This window comes from Curtobacterium sp. MCSS17_005, from assembly GCF_003234225.2.
GTDB lineage: Bacteria > Actinomycetota > Actinomycetes > Actinomycetales > Microbacteriaceae > Curtobacterium > Curtobacterium flaccumfaciens.
The window spans coordinates 1372683-1392355 of sequence record NZ_CP126258.1 but is presented as its reverse complement, the minus strand read 5'-3'; the positions used below and the strand labels follow the sequence as shown (position 1 = coordinate 1392355).

Genomic DNA, 19673 nt, shown 5'->3' with positions numbered 1-19673 from the left:
CCGATCGCCCGGGACGGACACTTCCCCTCGGCGCGTGACGGTTCTGGTACACGATCGCCGAGGATCGCGAACCAGAACCGTCACGTCGCCGATCAGGAAACGCTCCCCCCGCCGAAACAGCGCGGCCGACGGCGCTCAGTCGATCGCGCGGAGCTCCAGCACGATCGCGGTCGCGGGTGCGAGCAGTGGCAGCCGGGCGCCGACGTCCTCGAACACGGCGCCGGTCAGTTCCAGGTGTCCGCGCACGAGCCACTCCGGCGGCACCATGTCGAGCCCACGGGGCACAGCGAGCCCGGACACCGGAGCGAGCCGGTAGCGCCGCGACCGGTCGAGACCGCGCACCCGGAGCGGCACCGGCAAGGACCTCGGCCCCGTCTCCGTCCGCGCCACCCGAACCAGCGCCCGCGAACGGTCGGTGGCCACGACCGACGTCGCCACCGTCCCCGGGTCCCCGAGGTCCAGGTGCCGCAGCCGCCCGGAGTGCAGCAGCCCGCGCTCCCGTCGGTACAGCGCCGTCCAGGCCCGGAGCCGGTCGAGCTCCTCGGGCGACAGCTTCGTGATGTCGGTCTCGATGCCGGCCGAGCCGAACAGCGACACCGCCATCCGGAAGTCCAGGTCGAGGTGCCGGCCCGTCGTGTGCGAGATCTCCGGCCCGACGTGCGAGCCGATCAGCTCGAGTGGCAGCAGCGCCTCGGTCCAGCGTTGGATCGGCAGTCGCTCGAAGGCGTCGTTCGAGTCCGACGGCCACACCCGGTCAGTGCGCTCGAGCACGCCGAGGTCGATCCGGGCACCGCCGCTCGCGCACGCCTCGATCTCGAGCCACGGGTGCCGCGCGCGCAGCTCGTCCATCAACGCGTAGACGCCGCGGGTGTGCGCGTCGATGCCAGCGCGCCCCGCATGCACCGCGTGCACGATGTCCCGGTTCTGGTCCCACTTCACGAAGTCGACGTGGTGCGCACCGATCACGCGGGACATGCTCTCGAGCACGTGGTGCCGGGCCAGCGGGTTCGCCATGTCGAGCACGTACTGGTTCCGCCACGTGCGGACGTCGTCCTCGGGCCGCTGCAACATCCACTCGGGGTGCGCCGCGGCCAGCTCGGACACCGGGCTGACCATCTCGGGCTCGAACCACAGGCCGAACTCCATGCCGAGCGCACGCACCCGGTCGACGAGCGGTGCAAGCCCGTCCGGCCACACCGTCGGGTCGACGCGCCAGTCCCCGAGCGAGGTCGAGTCCGACCGCCGGCCGAGGAACCACCCGTCGTCGAGCACGAACCGCTCGACCCCGATGTCCGCCGCCGTCTCCGCCAGCGCCACCAGGGGCTCGAGCTCCTGCCGGTAGTAGACGGCCTCCCACGTGTTGAGCACCACGGGCCGGGGTCGTCGCGGGTGCTCCGGACGGCTGCGCAACGAGTCGTGCAGGCGGTCGGACAGCCCGTCGATCCCGGTGTTGCTCCACACGAACACGGCGTCGGGGGAAGCGAAGGAGTCCCCCTCGCCGAGCACGACCTCGCCGGCGCGCAGCAGTTCTCCGGCACCGAGCAATGGTCGCGCCTCGGCGAGCTGGTCGTACCGGTACACGGAGTCCGCGCTCCAGGCCAGGTGCACCGCCCACAGCTCGCCCTCGGCGTCCGAGAACCCGGGCGTCCCGAGCACGAGCAACGTCGGCGAGTCGTGGCCCGTCCGCCCGCGACGGCTCTCCCGCGCGTGGCTCCCGGCCGTCGCCGCCCGGCGCTGCGGTGTGCGCTCACGGGTCCACCGTCCGCTCAGGTCGAGCACCTCGGCGATCCGCTCCCCCACGGGCAACGTCGCCTCGAGCGCCTGCACGTGCACGGGCTCGGCGTGGGTGTTCGTCACCGTGTGTCGCACCCGCAGCACCCCCGCGGTGTCGAGCGCGAACTCGCTCCGGAGCGCCACAGAGTCCGACTCCGCGGTCACGACGATCCGCTCGTCGTCACCGATCACCACCACGTCGCGCCACCGCGGCACGAGCGGCATCCCGTCCACGTGCCCCGCGATCCCCGGTCGCCCCTCCCACCCGTCGCGCTCGGTCGGCAGCACCGTGAGGGGCCACCGCGCGTCGAGCGCACTCGGCCCGAGCGGCCGTCCGAGTGCGAGCAGCAGGTCGGCCGTGTCGTCCGGCGCGACGGGCCCGACGTCCCGACCCCAGTGCAGCACCTCGGGCAGCCCGTCCGCCGCGGACGCCAGCACCAGCGACACCCCGGCCGATCGCAGCACGTACACACGTCGATCGCCGGCACCGACGGCTGTCGACTCGCGCTCCACGACGGTCACGAGGCCCGCTCCTCGCGCAGCACGCGGACGCGTCCGGCCGGCACGACGGTGTCCGGCCCGTGGCCGGACCCGTCGAGCAGGTCCGTGCCGGACGCGACGACCGTGACGTCGTCAGCACGGTGGTTGACGAGGAACAGGAAGGCAGAACCGTCGTCGCCGACGCGACGCACCGCCTCCAGGCCGGGAGGCCCGGTGACCGTCCGCAGGATCCCCCGCTCCGCGATCACCCCGTCCACGAGCCGTTGGATGCTGTCGTCCGCGAGCATCGCGGACACGTACCAGGCGCCGCCGCCGACGGGGCGGCGTGTGACGGCGGACCGGCCCGCGAGCGGGCCGTCGGTGTACCGGAGCACGGACTCGGCGTCCTCCAGGACGACCGCTTCGGCCCAGTCGGTGACGACCTCGCCGTCGTCGAGGGTCCAGCGTTCGTCGCGCTGCAGCGGCGTGAACTCCTCGCTCCAGGCGCCGAGCACCTGGCGGAAGGCGCCCGGGTAGCCGCCGGTGCGGATGCGCGCGGTCTCGTCGGCGACGCCGGACAGGTACGTGACGATCAGGGTGGCGCCGCGGTCCACCACGGCGGACAGCCGCGCGGCGGTCGCGTCGTCGACGATGAGCATCGTCGGCACGACGACCACGTCGTAGCCGTCCAGGTCGGCGTCGGCGGGGACCACGTCCGTGAGCACCTGCCGGTCGTGGAACGCGCGGTGCCAGGCGCGGAGCTCCCGACCGTAGCGCAGGCCCCGGTGCGGCTTGAGCCCCGACTGCACGGCCCACCCGGAGGCCTCGTCCACGACGATCGCGACCCGGGCCGGCTCGACGCGGGTGCCCTGCACGGGTGCGAGGTCCTGCAGCGCCCGGCCGAGGGCGAGGACCTCGCGCCAGATGCGAGTGCGGGTGCCGGCGTGCGGGAGCATCGCCGAGTGGAACTGCTCCGCGCCCGCGGTGGAGGCCCGCCACTGGAAGAACAGCGCCCCGTCGGACCCGTGCGCGACGTGCGCCAGGGCGTTCCGGACGAGCTCGGCCGGTTCCTTGGCGCGGTTGCGCTGCTGCCAGCTCGGGCCACCCGTCGAGTGCTCCATGAGCAGCCAAGGACGGCGGTCCGCCGACATCCCGCGCATCCGGTCCCCGGCCAGCGCGAGGTCCTGCTCGCGGCGGGCGTCGTCGACCAGGGTGTAGTGGTCGTTCGCGACGATCGCCACGTGCTTGGCCCACCCGGCGTAGTCGACGACCTGCGACCCGGCGCCCACCATGAAGTTCGTCGTGACCGGCACGTCCGAGTGCTGCTCGATGACGGCCTTCTCGGCGTCGTACTGTCGGAGCAGCGCGTCGGACGAGTACCGCTCGAAGTCCAGCGCGAGCCCGGGGTTCGGTGCCCCGCCCACCCCGCGCGGCGGCGAGACCTGGTCGAACGAGGTGTACGTGTGCCCCCAGAAGGCCGTGCCCCATGCGTCGTTCGCGGCCTCGACGTCGCCGTACTTCGCGACGAGCCAGTGCCGGAAGTCCGCTGCCGACTCCTCGCAGTAGCACCGGCCGTTGCCGCCGCCGAGCTCGTTGCTCACGTGCCAGAGCCGCACCGCCGGGTGTCGGCCGTACCGCTCGGCCAGCGCGTCGACCATGCGGAGCGCGTGCTCCCGGAACAGCTCGGAGGCCGGGCACCACCCGAGTCGCCCACCCGGTCGTTCCCGCCGCTCCGTGGTGTCCACGGGCAGGATCTCCGGGTGTGCGGTCAGCAGCCAGTTCGGCGGGGCAGCGGTCGGCGTCGCGAGGTCCACCGCGATGCGGTTCTGGTGCAGCAGCGCGAGGACGTCGTCCAGCCACTCCCACGTGAAGTCCCCCGGCGACCGCTCGAGCAGTGCCCACGAGAACACCCCGACGGTGACCAGGTTCACCCCGGCCTCGCGCATCAGTCGGACGTCTTCGAGCCAGGTCTCCCGGGGCCACTGTTCGGGGCTGTAGTCGCCGCCGAACGACAGGCCGTCGGTCGGCCACGGGACGGTGGGGGCAGCGGTCACGGCATCTCCTTCGATGGTGGGGACCGCTCAAGCCTCCCGTCTGCGTCCGCGTTTGTCAACGCGTGTAACTAACGCGTCGACACCGCTGCAGTCCCGCTGGCTGACTACTCGCCCAGCAGCCGGCGGATGGCGAGGACCGCACCGGCACGTGCCCACTCCGAGAACTCGAACGGCTGCACCTCCACCGTGACCGGCTCGGCGTACGGCGCCAGGGCGGCCCGCATCGACTCGTCCACGGTCGCCCGCGCCAGGTCGTACACGGGCAGACCGTCGCCCGTCAGCACGATCGCCGAAGGGTCCGCGATGTGCACCGCAGTGGCGAGCAGGACCCCGAGGGCGCGGCCGGCATCCTCGAACGCGGCGAGGGCACCCTCGTCGCCGTCCCGGGCGAGCTCGACCACCTGGTCGTACGTCTTCCCCTCGTGGCCGGCGTTCCGCACGATGACCGGGCTCGGCAGGTAGCTCGAGGCACACCCGGCATGACCGAGACCACAGTCCGGACCGCCCCCGAGGACCGGGAGGTGCCCGATGCGCCCCAGCCGCCCGTGTTCCCCGGTGGAGACCTGCCCGTTCGCGATGAGCCCGAGGCCCAGGCCCTCACCGACCGTCACGAGCACCATCGACCCGCGACCGGCACCCGCACCGAACCAGTGCTCCTTCGCCGTCAGCGCATGCACGTCGTTCGCGGTGAACGTGGCGATGCCCGTCCGCTCCTCGAGCATCCGGGCGAACGGCACATCGTGCCACCCGAGGAACACCGACGCCGCGACGACGGACTCCCCCGCGCGGACCATCACGTCACCCGGCAGCGAGACTCCGATCGCGCAGATCGCCGGGTGCGCATCCCGAAGCCGCTCTCGCACGGAGGTGATCTGCTCCGCCAGAGACTCAGCGGCGGTGTCGTCGATCGCCTCTTCGTGCAGGGCGAGGACCCGTCCGCCCAGGTCCGTGACCGCGGCGTACAGGCGGTCCTTCGTGAGCTTGACGCCGAGGAACTCCCACTGCCCACTGCTCACCTGCAGGAGCTCCGACGGGCGGCCGGTGGCGCCACGCACATCAGTGCCGACCTCGACCACGAGCCGCTGTGACACGAGGATCCGCATCGCCCGGGTGAGGCTCGCCCGTGAGAGCCCGAGTGACCGAGCGATCTCGGCCCGGGAGAGCACCCCGTGGATGAGGATCTCCCGCAGCGCCAGTCGGGAGCCGTCGGGCAGGGCCGGCCAGGCTTCGGTCATCGTTCCTCCGTCGTCGGCTGATCCTACGGCCTGACCAGTCCCTTTCGACAAGGACCCAGAACGGGCCGGGAACGCAGAAAACCCCTGACCACGAATGGTCAGGGGTTCCCTGGTTCTTCTACGTTAAGTCCGGCGGCGTCCTACTCTCCCACAAGGTCCCCCTTGCAGTACCATCGGCGCTGAGAGGCTTAGCTTCCGGGTTCGGAATGTGACCGGGCGTTTCCCTCTCGCTATGACCACCGGAACACTCTCGACCAGATCGTACATTTGGTCTCAAAGCTGTCCCGGCTGCTGCCCTCCGTGAGGAGGGCAGAGCGGTGTATTCAGTTTCGATTCCCGATCGTCTGTCGGGAACCACAAAGTGGACGCGAGCCCCGCACACAAGGTGCGGGAAATCAGTGTGTTATCAAGTCTTCGGCTTATTAGTACCGGTCAGCTCCACGGGTCGTTAGTCCCCGCTTCCACATCCGGCCTATCAACCCAGTAGTCTGCTGGGAGCCTCTCACACTCAAGGTGCATGGAAATCTCATCTCGAAGACGGCTTCCCGCTTAGATGCTTTCAGCGGTTATCCGGTCCGAACGTAGCTAATCAGCGGTGCCCTTGGCAGAACAACTGACACACCAGAGGTTCGTCCATCCCGGTCCTCTCGTACTAGGGATAGATCTTCTCAAATTTCCAACGCGCGCAGCGGATAGGGACCGAACTGTCTCACGACGTTCTAAACCCAGCTCGCGTACCGCTTTAATGGGCGAACAGCCCAACCCTTGGGACCTACTCCAGCCCCAGGATGCGACGAGCCGACATCGAGGTGCCAAACCATGCCGTCGATATGGACTCTTGGGCAAGATCAGCCTGTTATCCCCGAGGTACCTTTTATCCGTTGAGCGACAGCGCTTCCACAAGCCACTGCCGGATCACTAGTCCCGACTTTCGTCCCTGCTCGACCTGTCAGTCTCACAGTCAAGCTCCCTTGTGCACTTACACTCGCCACCTGATTGCCAACCAGGTTGAGGGAACCTTTGGGCGCCTCCGTTACTCTTTGGGAGGCAACCGCCCCAGTTAAACTACCCATCAGGCACTGTCCATGAACCCGATCAGGGTCCTACGTTAGACATCCAAAGTGACCAGAGTGGTATTTCAACAATGACTCCACGAACACTAGCGTGCCCGCTTCACAGTCTCCCACCTATCCTACACAAGCCACTCCGAACACCAATACCAAACTGTAGTAAAGGTCACGGGGTCTTTCCGTCCTGCTGCGCGTAACGAGCATCTTTACTCGTAGTGCAATTTCGCCGAGTTCGCGGTTGAGACAGCTGGGAAGTCGTTACGCCATTCGTGCAGGTCGGAACTTACCCGACAAGGAATTTCGCTACCTTAGGATGGTTATAGTTACCACCGCCGTTTACTGGGGCTTAAATTCAGAGCTTCGCCCAAAGGCTAACCCTTCCTCTTAACCTTCCAGCACCGGGCAGGCGTCAGTCCGTATACATCGTCTTGCGACTTCGCACGGACCTGTGTTTTTAGTAAACAGTCGCTTCCCACTGGTCTCTGCGGCCTTCAACGCTCACGGAGTAAATCCGGTCACGTGTCCGGCCCCCCTTCTCCCGAAGTTACGGGGGCATTTTGCCGAGTTCCTTAACCACGATTCTCTCGATCTCCTTGGTATTCTCTACCTGACCACCTGAGTCGGTTTCGGGTACGGGCGGCTGCAACCTCGCGTCGATGCTTTTCTCGGCAGCATAGGATCACTGATTTCCCCTTACGGGTACGCGTCGGATCTCAGGCACACAGACGACGGATTTGCCTATCGTCAGCCCTACATCCTTACACCAGGTTCACCTTACGGATACCATCGCCTGGCTCAGCTACCTTCCTGCGTCACACCTGTTCATACGCTAACCGCACCAGCATGGGGTCGAGCGTTAGACCGGCCACCATCACCCCGAAGGGATCCGGTTGTACCGGGTTAGGACTCTTAGCACCACTGGATTAGCTTGGGCGGTTGTTCGCCGGTACGGGAATATCAACCCGTTGTCCATCGACTACGCCTGTCGGCCTCGCCTTAGGTCCCGACTTACCCAGGGCGGATTAACCTGGCCCTGGAACCCTTGGTCTTTCGGAGGACGGGTTTCTCACCCGTCTTTCGCTACTCATGCCTGCATTCTCACTCGTGTAGCGTCCACGGCTGGATCACTCCGCCGCTTCACTCGCCACACGACGCTCTCCTACCACTCCGCACGACTGAACCACGAAGGCTTGTCTATAGTGCGAAATCTACAACTTCGGTGGTGTGCTTGAGCCCCGTTACATTGTCGGCGCGGAATCACTTGACCAGTGAGCTATTACGCACTCTTTCAAGGGTGGCTGCTTCTAAGCCAACCTCCTGGTTGTCTGTGCAACTCCACATCCTTTCCCACTTAGCACACGCTTAGGGACCTTAGTTGGTAGTCTGGGTTGTTTCCCTCTCGACGATGAAGCTTATCCCCCACCGTCTCACTGCTGCGCTCTCACTCACCGGCATTCGGAGTTTGGCTGACGTCAGTAACCTGTTGAGGCCCATCGGCCATCCAGTAGCTCTACCTCCGGCGAGAAACACGCAACGCTGCACCTAAATGCATTTCGGAGAGAACCAGCTATCACGAAGTTTGATTGGCCTTTCACCCCTATCCACAGCTCATCCCCTCCATTTTCAACTGAAGTGGGTTCGGTCCTCCACGACGTCTTACCGTCGCTTCAACCTGGCCATGGATAGATCACTTCGCTTCGGGTCTAGAACATGCGACTCAAACGCCCTATTCAGACTCGCTTTCGCTACGGCTGCCCCTCACGGGTTAACCTCGCCACATATCACTAACTCGCAGGCTCATTCTTCAAAAGGCACGCCGTCACCCCTACTAAGGAGGCTCCGACGGTTTGTAAGCAAACGGTTTCAGGTACTATTTCACTCCCCTCCCGGGGTACTTTTCACCTTTCCCTCACGGTACTTGTCCGCTATCGGTCATCTGGGAGTATTTAGGCTTATCAGGTGGTCCTGACAGATTCACACGGGATTTCTCGGGCCCCGTGCTACTTGGGATACACATCCGGCCATAACACCATTTCGTCTACGGGGCTGGCACCCACTACGGCCCGGCTTTCAAACCGGTTCGACTATGATGCGCTGTAACCGTCCCAGTCCGGCAGAACTGAGTGACGTGTCCCACAACCCCGACCATGCAACGCCCGCCGGCTATCACACATGATCGGTTTAGCCTCATCCGCTTTCGCTCGCCACTACTCACGGAATCACATGTTGTTTTCTCTTCCTGTGGGTACTGAGATGTTTCACTTCCCCACGTTCCCTCTACCCGCCCTATATATTCAGGCGGGAGTCACCAGGTCGCAAAACGCCTGGCGGGGTTTCCCCATTCGGAAATCCTCGGATCGAGGCTCGATTATCAGCTCCCCGAGGCTTATCGCAGATTTCTACGTCCTTCATCGGCTCCAGATGCCAAGGCATCCACCGTTTGCTCTTAGAAACTTGACCACAAAGATTAAAATTGCGATCCAACGTCACCAATCAACAACCCGAAAGGCTGATCATGGATGACGCGAATCAAAGATGCTCGCGTCCACTGTGTAGTTCTCAACATACGATCGGCACCAGCACTCCCCCACCACAACGGTAGGTTCACCCTGGCCCGACGAAGGACCCGTAGGCCCAACCCCCACCACCACTCACGTGACAGCGGGAAGCCTGGTCCCTCAGGACCCAACAACGTGCACCAGCTGAGCGCTCCACCTTCGACCCGTCCCAACCCTGCAAGCAGAGCGTACTGAGGTCGGAAGCATCACTCCCAACTGCACTGTCAATGTTCCACCCATGAGCTACCCGTCGGACACGTTCGGTCCGAAACAGGCGCCTGGACCAGCAACCAACCACCCCTAATGGGCGACCAGCACTGACCAGATGCTCCTTAGAAAGGAGGTGATCCAGCCGCACCTTCCGGTACGGCTACCTTGTTACGACTTAGTCCTAATCACCGATCCCACCTTCGACGGCTCCTTCCACAAGGGTTAGGCCACCGGCTTCGGGTGTTACCGACTTTCATGACTTGACGGGCGGTGTGTACAAGGCCCGGGAACGTATTCACCGCAGCGTTGCTGATCTGCGATTACTAGCGACTCCGACTTCATGAGGTCGAGTTGCAGACCTCAATCCGAACTGAGACCGGCTTTTTGGGATTCGCTCCACCTTACGGTATCGCAGCCCTTTGTACCGGCCATTGTAGCATGCGTGAAGCCCAAGACATAAGGGGCATGATGATTTGACGTCATCCCCACCTTCCTCCGAGTTGACCCCGGCAGTCTCCTATGAGTCCCCGGCATAACCCGCTGGCAACATAGAACGAGGGTTGCGCTCGTTGCGGGACTTAACCCAACATCTCACGACACGAGCTGACGACAACCATGCACCACCTGTACACCGACCACAAGGGGGCGACCATCTCTGGCCGTTTCCGGTGTATGTCAAGCCTTGGTAAGGTTCTTCGCGTTGCATCGAATTAATCCGCATGCTCCGCCGCTTGTGCGGGCCCCCGTCAATTCCTTTGAGTTTTAGCCTTGCGGCCGTACTCCCCAGGCGGGGCGCTTAATGCGTTAGCTACGACACAGAAACCGTGGAAAGGTCCCTACATCTAGCGCCCAACGTTTACGGCATGGACTACCAGGGTATCTAATCCTGTTCGCTCCCCATGCTTTCGCTCCTCAGCGTCAGTTACGGCCCAGAGATCTGCCTTCGCCATCGGTGTTCCTCCTGATATCTGCGCATTCCACCGCTACACCAGGAATTCCAATCTCCCCTACCGCACTCTAGTCTGCCCGTACCCACTGCAAGCCCGAGGTTGAGCCTCGGGATTTCACAGCAGACGCGACAAACCGCCTACGAGCTCTTTACGCCCAATAATTCCGGACAACGCTTGCACCCTACGTATTACCGCGGCTGCTGGCACGTAGTTAGCCGGTGCTTTTTCTGCAGGTACCGTCACTTTCGCTTCTTCCCTACTAAAAGAGGTTTACAACCCGAAGGCCGTCATCCCTCACGCGGCGTTGCTGCATCAGGCTTTCGCCCATTGTGCAATATTCCCCACTGCTGCCTCCCGTAGGAGTCTGGGCCGTGTCTCAGTCCCAGTGTGGCCGGTCACCCTCTCAGGCCGGCTACCCGTCGTCGCCTTGGTGAGCCATTACCTCACCAACAAGCTGATAGGCCGCGAGTCCATCCCCAACCAAAAAATCTTTCCACCACCAGACCATGCGGCCAGTGATCATATCCAGTATTAGACGTCGTTTCCAACGCTTATCCCAGAGTCAGGGGCAGGTTACTCACGTGTTACTCACCCGTTCGCCACTAATCCACCCAGCAAGCTGGGCATCATCGTTCGACTTGCATGTGTTAAGCACGCCGCCAGCGTTCGTCCTGAGCCAGGATCAAACTCTCCGTAAAAAAATACAGACCCAACACCCGAAAGTGTCAGACCGAGTTGATTCTGACTGTTGACTGTCTACTGACAATCTTCAATCCAAAAGGAATTGCTTCATGACCCGGTCAGCAAGCCGACCAGGCACGAGGTCAATCAATAAATTGGCATTGACAATGTGCACGCTGTTGAGTTCTCAAGGACCAGACGCACTCCCCGCTCGACCCATCACAGGTTCCGCCAGAGAGGCATTCGTCTTGTTCCACCGTCAGACACGTCGAATCACTTCGACTTCTTCGGGGGGATGTTGCCTGAGCGGGACCCCGTCCGGACTGCGCATCCAGGGCTTGCACCCTGTGACCGTCTCGGCCGTTCCGTTCTCCGCCTCAGCGGCAACGAGTGATTACTTTACACACGCCCCGGGGGCCCTGCCAACCGTCGTCCCTCCCGGGCGTGTCGCAGTCGGGTGAACGGCACGTGTCTCCCGGGTTTCCGGGGATCGACGGCCTGAGCGCGACCCCGGGAACGACGGAAGGCACGGTGCGAACCCGCACCGTGCCTCCCGAACGAACGAACAGACGACCACCAGACGAACCGGACTGGACCGGTCCCGCTGATCCGACCGACCTACTCGGCCGCTGCCAACTGCCCGCACGCCCCGTCGATCTCCTTGCCGCGGGTGTCGCGCAGGGTCGTCGGGATGCCGGCGGCGTTGAGTCGGCGCACGAACTCGTCCTGCACGTGCACCTCGGACGAGGTCCACACGGAGCCTGGCGTCGGGTTGAGCGGAATCGGGTTGACGTGCACCCAGCCCTTGCCGCGCTTGTTGAGCTTCTCGGCGAGCAGGTCCGCTCGCCAGGCGTGGTCGTTCATGTCCTTGATGAGCGCGTACTCGATCGAGACACGACGGCCCGTCTTGACGTAGTAGTTGTGCGCGGCGTCGATCGCCTCGTCGGCCTTCCAGCGCGAGTTCACCGGGATGAGCTCGTCGCGGAGCTCGTCGTCGGGAGCGTGCAGGGACAACGCGAAGGTGAGCGGGATCCCTTCGTCCGCGAGCTTGATCATCGCCGGCACGAGTCCGACAGTCGACACCGTGATGCCGCGGGCACTCATGCCGAGACCGTTCGGCTGCGGCGCGACCATCAACCGCACGGCGTCCATCACCCGCTTGTAGTTCGCGAGCGGCTCTCCCATGCCCATGAACACGATGTTCGTCACGCGCTCGGCGTCGACGCGGTCGTTGCCGCCCTTGCGGGGATCCCCCCCGAGCTCACCAGCGGCGATCGCGGCGTTGGCCCGGACGATCTGCTCGATGATCTCGGCGGTGGACATGTTGCGGGTCAGCCCAGCCTGGCCGGTGGCGCAGAACGGGCAGTTCATGCCGCACCCGGCCTGGGACGAGACGCACAGGGTGATGCGGCCCGGGTAGCGCATGAGGACCGACTCGACCAGGGCGCCGTCGTGCAGCTTCCAGAGGAACTTGATCGTGTCGCCGTTGTCCGTCGCCAGCCGCCGGGTCTCGGTGAGGAGCGGCGGCAGCATCCCGGCGACGAGCTGCTCCCTCTGGGCGGCGGGCAGGTCGGTCATCTTGGCCGGGTCGGACGTGTAGTGCTGGAAGTAGTGGGTCGCGAGCTGCTTGGCACGGAACCCGGGCAGGCCGAGTTCCTTCACGCGGGCCTCGCGTTCCTCGGCCGTCAGGTCGGCCAGGTGCACGGGCGGCTTGCCACGCTTCGGGGACGCGAACTGCAGCAGCGGGCGACCGTCGGTGTCGGTGGCCTGCTTCCAGCCCTCGGTGCGCGGGCGCACCTGCGGACGAGCAGACTGCTGCTGTTCGAACGGGGTGCGGGTGTCGGAAGCCATCACTCCAGGATACGGGAGGCCCGTGATCGGTGGGGACGCCCCGTCCGGGTGGTCCTGCTGGTCACCACCACGGCCGCGCCACGGATGGTCGGGTCAGCTGCCGGCGGGCAGGACGCGCGCGAAGTGGTGCGCCGCCGAGTACATCGGGACGATGTCGACGACCTCGCCCGGGTGCGGTGCCTGCAGGACGAGCCCCTGGCCGAGGTACAGGCCGACGTGGTCCTCGTCGTCGTACACGACGAGGTCGCCCGGCAGCGCCTCGGACTCCGGGATCGTGGTGGCGACTGCGTCCTGCGTCGGCACGTAGTGCACGAGCTGGATCCCCACTGCCTGGTACGCGACCATCGTGAGCCCGGAGCAGTCGATGCCCTCGTGGCTCGCGCCGCCCTCGACGTACGGGTCCCCCATGTACTGCAGGGCGGTCTGCACGATCGTGGCCCGGTCGCCCCCGGCCGAGAGTGCGGCGGACAACGCGGACTGTGCCTGCGCGGTCGTCACCCCGAAGCGGAGGTCGAGCGTCGGGTAGGACACGATCGTCGTCGTGGTGGTCATGCCGTCGGTGGAGACCACGGGCACCTGGACGTCGTGCGCCACCGTGAAGGTCTGGGCGGCCTGCGCCGTGGTCGTGCCGGCGCGGGTGTCCGCGGGCAGGGTGTCGGCGTTCGCGGGCAGGGCGAGCGTCAGGCTCGAGGTCACTGCGATCGCGGGCGCGAGCAGGATCGCCGCGCGCTTCGCGTTGGCGGAACGGCGGATGTGCCGCGGATCGACGGCGCGCTCGGCACGCAAGGTGGCGGTCCGGCTCAGCACCGCACTGCCGGCCGACGACGCGACGGGGGCGGGACGCGGCTGCATCCGCACGGTCCGGGCCGGCTTCGGGTGCTCGACGAAGGTGGAGCGGGCGGCCGCGGGGCCGAGGGCGGAGCGGCGACCACGGGGACGGGACTGCTGCGTGTCCGGCGTCAGCGGCGCGGGGTCGACCGCGGGGTGCGTGTGCGTTCGCGCGTACTGACGGTCGTCGGCTGCTGCAGGCAGGGTGTGGCGTCCCATGGGTCCTTCCGGGTCGGGACCACTCGGCGGTCCGGAAAGTAACGTATTGGTCACGGTGGTGCTCGCGGCTGGGCAGCGCCGGAGTGTTCCTGCGGCTGGTCACAGGAACGAGCACCGCTCGCAGGCCACTCCGACGGCGCGCACGGGCGTTCCGGAGCCGGCCCGCGGCGGTGGACCCGGGTTCAGGCCGGCGCGACCCGCATGACGGCGGCGATCCGGGCCTCCCGGTCGGCCGCCAGGCGGTCGAGGCGAGCCGACAGCGCGACGACCGATGCGTCCACCGGGCTGTCCCCCGAGATGTCCCCCGGGATCGGGACCCCGGCGCGGACCGCGAGTGGCAGCACGCCCGCCCAGACGGTGTGGTCCTCACCGTCCGCCGGGTCCTCGCCGACACCGTGGGCTCGGACCTTGACGCTCGCGCGGTCGAGGGGCAGCTGGAGGACCTGGGTGGCGCGGACCTCCTTCGCGGTCATCTCGCGCACCTCGGCCCGGCGGCCCGGCATGAGGTGGTCGGCCACCTGCCAGAGGGCTTCGGTGCGCAGGTCGGTCGGCACCACGGTGGCGCGGCCGGCGACCATCGCGCTGCGGTAGTTCGCCGAGCTGTCGTTGGTGGAGCGTGCGAAGACGAGACCGTCCAGGTGGGTGATGGTGGCGGCGACCGGGACGCCCTCGGCCCCGGCGTCGAGGAACAGACCTCCACCGGTCGAGCCGTGCAGCAGCAGGACGGGGCCGTCGCCGAGGTCCCCGACGGCGCAGAGGAACGGCAGGACGACGGGGTGGCCGCCGCGGACGATGCCGACGTGGGCGACGTGGGCCTCGGCGAGGATCGCGTGCAGGACGGCGGGGTCGTCGGACTGGCGGTCGCGCAGGCGGCGGACGCGGAGTGAGGGGCCGTCGGTGAGCGGTTCCGGTTCGGGGCTCGAGGTGGGCATGTCGTCACGCTAGGGTCACCAGTGGTCTGGCGCCTGGACCAGATCGGGGAGATCACGATGGACCAGTCGAGCAAGGTGTCCGGTGTGGTGGCACGGGTGCGCGGGATGGTGCACGACGGCACCCTGCGCGAGGGCGATCCACTGCCGTCGACGCGGGCGCTGGCGGCGGAGCTCGGGGTGGCCCGGGGCACCGTCGTCGCGGCGTACGAGCAGCTCGACGGCGAGGGGTACCTGCGGACGCGGCACGGTGCCCTCGCGCGGGTCGCGGCGAGTGTGACGGCGACCTCGGCTCCGGGCTCGGCTCCGGGCTCGGCTCCGGTCCGAGCCCGCTTCCCCGACCCCGACGATCCGGCGCGGACTCCCCCGCTCGTCGATTGCCGACCCGGCATCCCGGCCGTCACCGCCATCCCGCAGCGGGACTGGCGGGCAGCATGGCGCACCGCGGCGTCGGCCCCGCTCCGGAACGCGATCGCGGATCCGCTCGGCTCCCCCGACCTGCGGGCACAGGTCGTCGCCCAGCTCGGCCTGACCCGCGGGTTCACGGCGACGGTCGACCGGGTGCTCGTGACCGCGGGGACCTCGGAGGCGCTGTCGCTCGTCACCGAAGCGCTGCGGGGGCTGCTGGGTCGCGCTCCCGTCGTCGCCGTCGAGGACCCCGGCTACCGCACCGGACACCGTGCGATCACGAGTGCGGGCGGGTCCCTGGTGGGCGTCCCGGTCGGCGAGGACGGCCTCGACCTCGACGCGCTCGAGGCCGCCGGACCGGTCGACGCCGTCCTGGTCAGCCCGACGCACCAGTACCCGCTCGGGTCGGTGATGCCCGTCGCCCGGCGCCGGCGGCTCCTCACCTGGGCCGCCACCACCGGCACCGTCGTGGTCGAGGACGACTACGACTCCGAGTTCCGGCACCGTGGCGCTCCCGTGCCCGCGCTGGCCGCGCTCGACGCCGAGGGCGTGGTGCTGCACGTGGGCGGCTTCTCGAAGACGCTCGACCCCCGGCTGCGCTGCGCCTACCTCGTGCTGCCCGCTGCGGCCGGCGCAGCGGCGGGTTCCCCGGTGACGGACGCGGTACTCGCTGCCCGTCGAGCACGTGGCGCGGTCGTCGCCGAACCGGTGCAGGCCGCGCTCGTGCACCTGCTGCGGACGGGTGCGCTGCGGCGACACCTCGGTCGGGTCCGGCGGGATTACACGCACCGCCGGGCCCGGATCGCGGCTCGGCTCGGCGACGTCGCCGGCCTGGAGGCCCGTGCTCTGAACGGCGGACTGCACGCGGTGGTCACGTGGTCGGGTCCGACCACCGGGGCGGAGATCGCGCAGCGGATGGCGGACGCCGGGGTGCTCGTGGCGTCGCTCGAGGAGTACGGGATCGCGCCCGGCAGCACGCCGCCGGGCATCGTGTTCGGCTACGGCGCCGTGACGCTGCCGGAGCTCGACCGCGCGCTCGACGCGCTGGTGACGGCGGTCACGGGAGCCTGATCAGGGTCGTCAGCCGCCGTACTGGGCGGTGCTCACGACGTTCGACCCGGCCCGCTGGCACGCGGTGTTCAGGGTGCGCCCGACGAGTTCCCACTCGGGGGTCATCTCGAGCGCCGGCCCGGACTCCGGTGCGGGGTGCGCGTCGAGGTACTCGTGCGCGTAGTCGATCGCGTCATCGAGCTCCTCATCGCTGCTCGACAGGTGCTCGTAGCCGAAGCGTTCCGCCGCGATCAGTGCCTGGTACTGCGCCTCGGAGAGCTCGCCCTGGCTGCGGCCGACCGTCGCGTTCAGCGAGATCGTCGTCAGCGCACTGATCTGGCCGCAGATCGCCGCAGCACTCCGGTCCTCCTCCATGGGGTCCGTCGCACCGCCCACGGACTGGGCGTTCGAGGCCTCCGAGGTCGGCGTCGGGGCCGACGTCGAGACCGCCGCTGTGCCGGAATCGGCCGAGCAACCGGCAAGCGAGCCGGACACGAGGACCGCGCTCACGACGACCAGGGGCAGTGCGTACCGGAAGGAGACCATGGACGACATCGTGGCAGCGCCGTCGTGCCGTTCGCGTCGTCGTGTCCCGATCGAGACCTCGTCGAGACCGGATCGTGAGCTTGCGTCAGCGGGACTCGGCGGTGCCGTTCTTCCGATCGTTGACGAGGTCGGCGAGGGACGGCTCACCGGCGTCGCCGGGCAGGGCGTGTCCGCGGCGGGCGGCCTTGCGGACCTGTCGGTAGGTGGTGACGTGCAGGGGGTCCACACCGTCGGCGGACTCGTAGTTCGACGGGGCAGCGGTGGTGGGCGAATCGATCATCGCGACGGACGGTACGCGTGCCGGGAGCCGCCGAACCACGTGCTGCGTTCCGCGGCCAAAGGTCGGGCGTGGGAGGGTCCGGCGGGCGCACCGAGCCTCCGAGACGGGTCAGAGGCTCGTCATGCCGCCGTCGACGCGGAACTCCGCTCCGGTGGCGTAGGACGACTCCGTGCTGGCCAGGTAGACCATGATGCCGGTGACGTCGTCGGGGGTGCCGGGGCGGCCGAGGGGCGTGCGGGCGACGATCGCGGCTCGGGCCTCGGGGTCACCGGAGATCGCCGACACGAGGCCGGTCTCGGTGTAGCCCGGCACGACCGTGTTCACCCGGATGCCGTCCCCCGCGTAGGCCATCGCGGTCGCCCGGACGAGAGCGTGGATGCCGCCCTTGGTCGAGGAGTACGCCGCGAAGTCGGCGCCTTCGCCGTTCAGGCCGGTGGGCGACCCGGTGGCGATGACCGACCCGCCGGTGCCGTTCGCGAGCATCGCCCGGACGGCGTGCTTGATCGTCAGGAACGTGCCGGTGAGGTTGACCGCGACCGTGCGGTCCCAGGTCTCCAGCGACAGGTCGGCGACCTTCGCGTCGTGGCCGAACAGCTGCACACCGGCGTTCGCGACCACCACGTCGGGGCTCGCACCACGGTCGGCCAGTCCGGCGAACCCCGCGGCCACGCTCGCCTCGTCGGCGATGTCCATCGTCAGGCCGGTCGCGGTCGGGCCGGCTGCGGCGGCGGCACCGGCGGCCGCATCGGCGTCACGGTCGGCGTAGACGACGGTGGCCCCCTCGGCCACGAAGCGGTCGGCGATCGCGCGGCCGATGCCGGACCCCGCTCCCGTGACGAGTGCGGTCCGGCCGTCGAGTCGTGCGGTCATGTGGGACTCCGTCCTCGGAGCAGCGCTGCTCCGTCGCCCCCATCATTGCCCAACCGGTTGACCGGTGCTAGGCATGCACCATGACTGCGACGTCGAACGACGAGATCGTGTCCGTCGGACCCTGGCGTCTGGCCCTGCGCGGAGCCGAACTCACCGACGTCACCGTCCGGGGCGCGCTCGTCCTGCGCGCCGTCCGGTTCGTCGTCCGCGACCACGACTGGCGCACCGCCGACGACACGGTGCTCATACGGACGGTGGACGGTGACGAGGGCAGCATCCGCCTCGAGACCAGCGCTCGGTACGACGGCGTCGAGGTCGTCCGCACCGTCCTCGAGGTCACGCTCGACGACGACACCCTGCGGCTCGCCGCGGTCGGGACGGTCACGCGGGCCTTCCGCCGCAACCGCATCGGACTCGTCGTACTGCACCCGCCGACTCTGGCCGGACAGCCGCTGACGGTGCGGCATCCGTCCGGTGGCAGCACCGCGACGGCGTTCCCGTTCTGGATCGCGCCGCACCAACCGGCCGTCGACGTCGCCGGGCTCGACTGGTCGGCGGGCCCGGTCGCGCTGGCGCTCGACCTGACCGGCGACGTGTTCGAGACCGAGGACCAGCGCAACTGGACCGACGCCTCGTTCAAGACGTACTCGACGCCGCTCGCCGAGCCGTTCCCGGTCGCCCTCTCGCCTGGGACGACGGTCCGGCAGGGGCTCACCCTGCGTGCGACGGCGGTCGGTCCAGCAGGTGGTCCGGGCACCCGGTCGGGAGGCGCGGCCTCCCCCGCCCTGGACCTCGCGGCGCTCGACGGGCCGGCTCCCGGTGCCGTGGTCACGCCGCCGCCGACGCTCCAGCTGCTCGCGGGTTCGGCACCGGTCGCTGCGCGCCCGGACGACGCCGACCTGCTCCGCGGGTTCCCGATCCTGGTCGAGCCGACCCTCGGGGCCCCGAACGTCGAGGCGGTGCTCGCCTCGGCCCGGCGGGACGCGGGCGGTGTGCCCCTGGACGTCCGGTTCGTCACCGACGACCCGGTGCTGCTGCGCGCGGCGACCGACGCGGTGCTCGAGGGCGGGCCGGTGATCCGCGTCGGGGCGTTCGACCCGGTGTCGCACGTGACGACGCCGGCGCTGCAGCGGGCACTGCGCGAAGCGGTGGCAGCGGTCGGCGCGCTGGAGGTCGTCGCCGGTACCCGGGCCCACTTCACCGAGCTGAACCGGTCGATCGCGGTGTTCTCGGGCTGGGACGGCCCCCTGACCTGCAGCGTGACGCCGCAGATGCACGACCGGTCGCCCGAACAGGTGACCGAGTCGATCCGGATGCAGCGCTGGGTGGTGAGCAGTGCCTCCAGGCTGGCCGCCGGCAGGGCGCTGCACGTCGGACCGGTGACGCTGCGGCCACGGTTCAACGCGGTGGCGACGGCACCGACCCGGGTCCTGACGGACGCGACCGTCGAGCACGGGTACGGGCAGGAGACCGTCCCGGACGCGACCGACCCGGCGCAGCACACGCCGGCCGCCGAGCGGTGGTTCGCCGACGCGGTGCGCGCGCTGACGGTGCCCGGTGTGGCCTCGATCACGCTGGCGGAGGCATGGGGGCCGCGCGGGTTCGTGGCCGCCGACGGCACGGGGAACGCCCCGCCGGAAGGGGGTCGGCGGGGCGTTCCGGTCCGGACGCGCTGAGGGGT

At 67.9% G+C, this 19673-nt stretch carries 11 protein-coding genes and 3 rRNA genes; 2 read left to right on the top strand and 12 right to left on the bottom strand.

Annotation, left to right across the window (positions count from 1 at the left end; genetic code table 11):
* Positions 1-135: 135 nt before the first annotated feature.
* The 9 genes from DEJ20_RS06760 to DEJ20_RS06720 all read right to left on the bottom strand — a co-directional run bounded on the left by DEJ20_RS06760 (position 136) and on the right by DEJ20_RS06720 (position 14841).
* Positions 136-2295 (bottom strand): alpha-galactosidase, encoded by a 2160-nt coding sequence (locus tag DEJ20_RS06760; RefSeq protein ID WP_258377225.1) that lies wholly within the window; start codon positions 2293-2295, stop codon positions 136-138.
* Complete coding sequence (locus DEJ20_RS06755; RefSeq protein WP_111236123.1) at positions 2292-4307, bottom strand: beta-galactosidase; 2016 nt, start codon at positions 4305-4307, stop codon at positions 2292-2294. The genes DEJ20_RS06760 and DEJ20_RS06755 overlap by 4 nt, the downstream gene beginning before the upstream one ends.
* A 104-nt stretch (positions 4308-4411) precedes the next feature.
* Positions 4412-5542 (bottom strand): ROK family transcriptional regulator, encoded by a 1131-nt coding sequence (locus DEJ20_RS06750; RefSeq protein WP_111236124.1) that lies wholly within the window; start codon positions 5540-5542, stop codon positions 4412-4414.
* Positions 5543-5669: 127 nt separating this feature from the next.
* Positions 5670-5786, bottom strand: a 5S ribosomal RNA gene (gene rrf, locus DEJ20_RS06745).
* A 158-nt stretch (positions 5787-5944) separates the two neighbouring features.
* Positions 5945-9072 (bottom strand): 23S ribosomal RNA (locus DEJ20_RS06740).
* 434 nt (positions 9073-9506) lie between these two features.
* Positions 9507-11028, bottom strand: a 16S ribosomal RNA gene (locus DEJ20_RS06735).
* The 16S, 23S and 5S rRNA genes sit together here, the layout of an rRNA operon.
* Positions 11029-11629: 601 nt before the next feature.
* Positions 11630-12862: a dual-specificity RNA methyltransferase RlmN gene (gene rlmN, locus DEJ20_RS06730; RefSeq protein ID WP_017885785.1), complete on the bottom strand. Its 1233-nt coding sequence runs from the start codon at positions 12860-12862 to the stop codon at positions 11630-11632.
* Between the two features lie 93 nt (positions 12863-12955).
* Complete coding sequence (locus tag DEJ20_RS06725) at positions 12956-13909, bottom strand: C40 family peptidase (RefSeq protein WP_111236680.1); 954 nt, start codon at positions 13907-13909, stop codon at positions 12956-12958.
* Between the two features lie 182 nt (positions 13910-14091).
* The gene (locus tag DEJ20_RS06720; RefSeq protein ID WP_111236681.1) at positions 14092-14841 is read right to left on the bottom strand and encodes a pyridoxamine 5'-phosphate oxidase family protein; all 750 of its coding nucleotides are present in this window, start codon (positions 14839-14841) and stop codon (positions 14092-14094) included.
* Positions 14842-14862: 21 nt separating this feature from the next.
* On the opposite strand from DEJ20_RS06720, the gene pdxR reads away from it, so the two are divergent.
* Positions 14863-16317 carry a MocR-like pyridoxine biosynthesis transcription factor PdxR gene (pdxR, locus tag DEJ20_RS06715; RefSeq protein WP_111236682.1) on the top strand — a complete coding sequence of 485 codons (1455 nt, stop codon included), beginning with the start codon at positions 14863-14865 and terminating at the stop codon, positions 16315-16317.
* Positions 16318-16326: 9 nt separating this feature from the next.
* Here pdxR and DEJ20_RS06710 read toward each other — a convergent pair whose 3' ends face one another.
* The 3 genes from DEJ20_RS06710 to DEJ20_RS06700 form a co-directional block, all read right to left on the bottom strand.
* On the bottom strand, positions 16327-16842 hold the full coding sequence (locus tag DEJ20_RS06710) for a hypothetical protein (protein ID WP_146245514.1): 516 nt from the start codon (positions 16840-16842) through the stop codon (positions 16327-16329).
* 85 nt (positions 16843-16927) lie between these two features.
* The gene (locus tag DEJ20_RS06705; protein ID WP_111236684.1) at positions 16928-17122 is read right to left on the bottom strand and encodes a hypothetical protein; all 195 of its coding nucleotides are present in this window, start codon (positions 17120-17122) and stop codon (positions 16928-16930) included.
* A 108-nt stretch (positions 17123-17230) separates the two neighbouring features.
* On the bottom strand, positions 17231-17992 hold the full coding sequence (locus DEJ20_RS06700) for an SDR family NAD(P)-dependent oxidoreductase (protein ID WP_111236685.1): 762 nt from the start codon (positions 17990-17992) through the stop codon (positions 17231-17233).
* Between the two features lie 80 nt (positions 17993-18072).
* Here DEJ20_RS06700 and DEJ20_RS06695 point away from each other — a divergent pair, with 80 nt between their 5' ends.
* The gene (locus DEJ20_RS06695) at positions 18073-19668 is read left to right on the top strand and encodes a D-apionate lactonase family protein (RefSeq protein ID WP_111236686.1); all 1596 of its coding nucleotides are present in this window, start codon (positions 18073-18075) and stop codon (positions 19666-19668) included.
* Positions 19669-19673 lie beyond the last annotated feature (5 nt).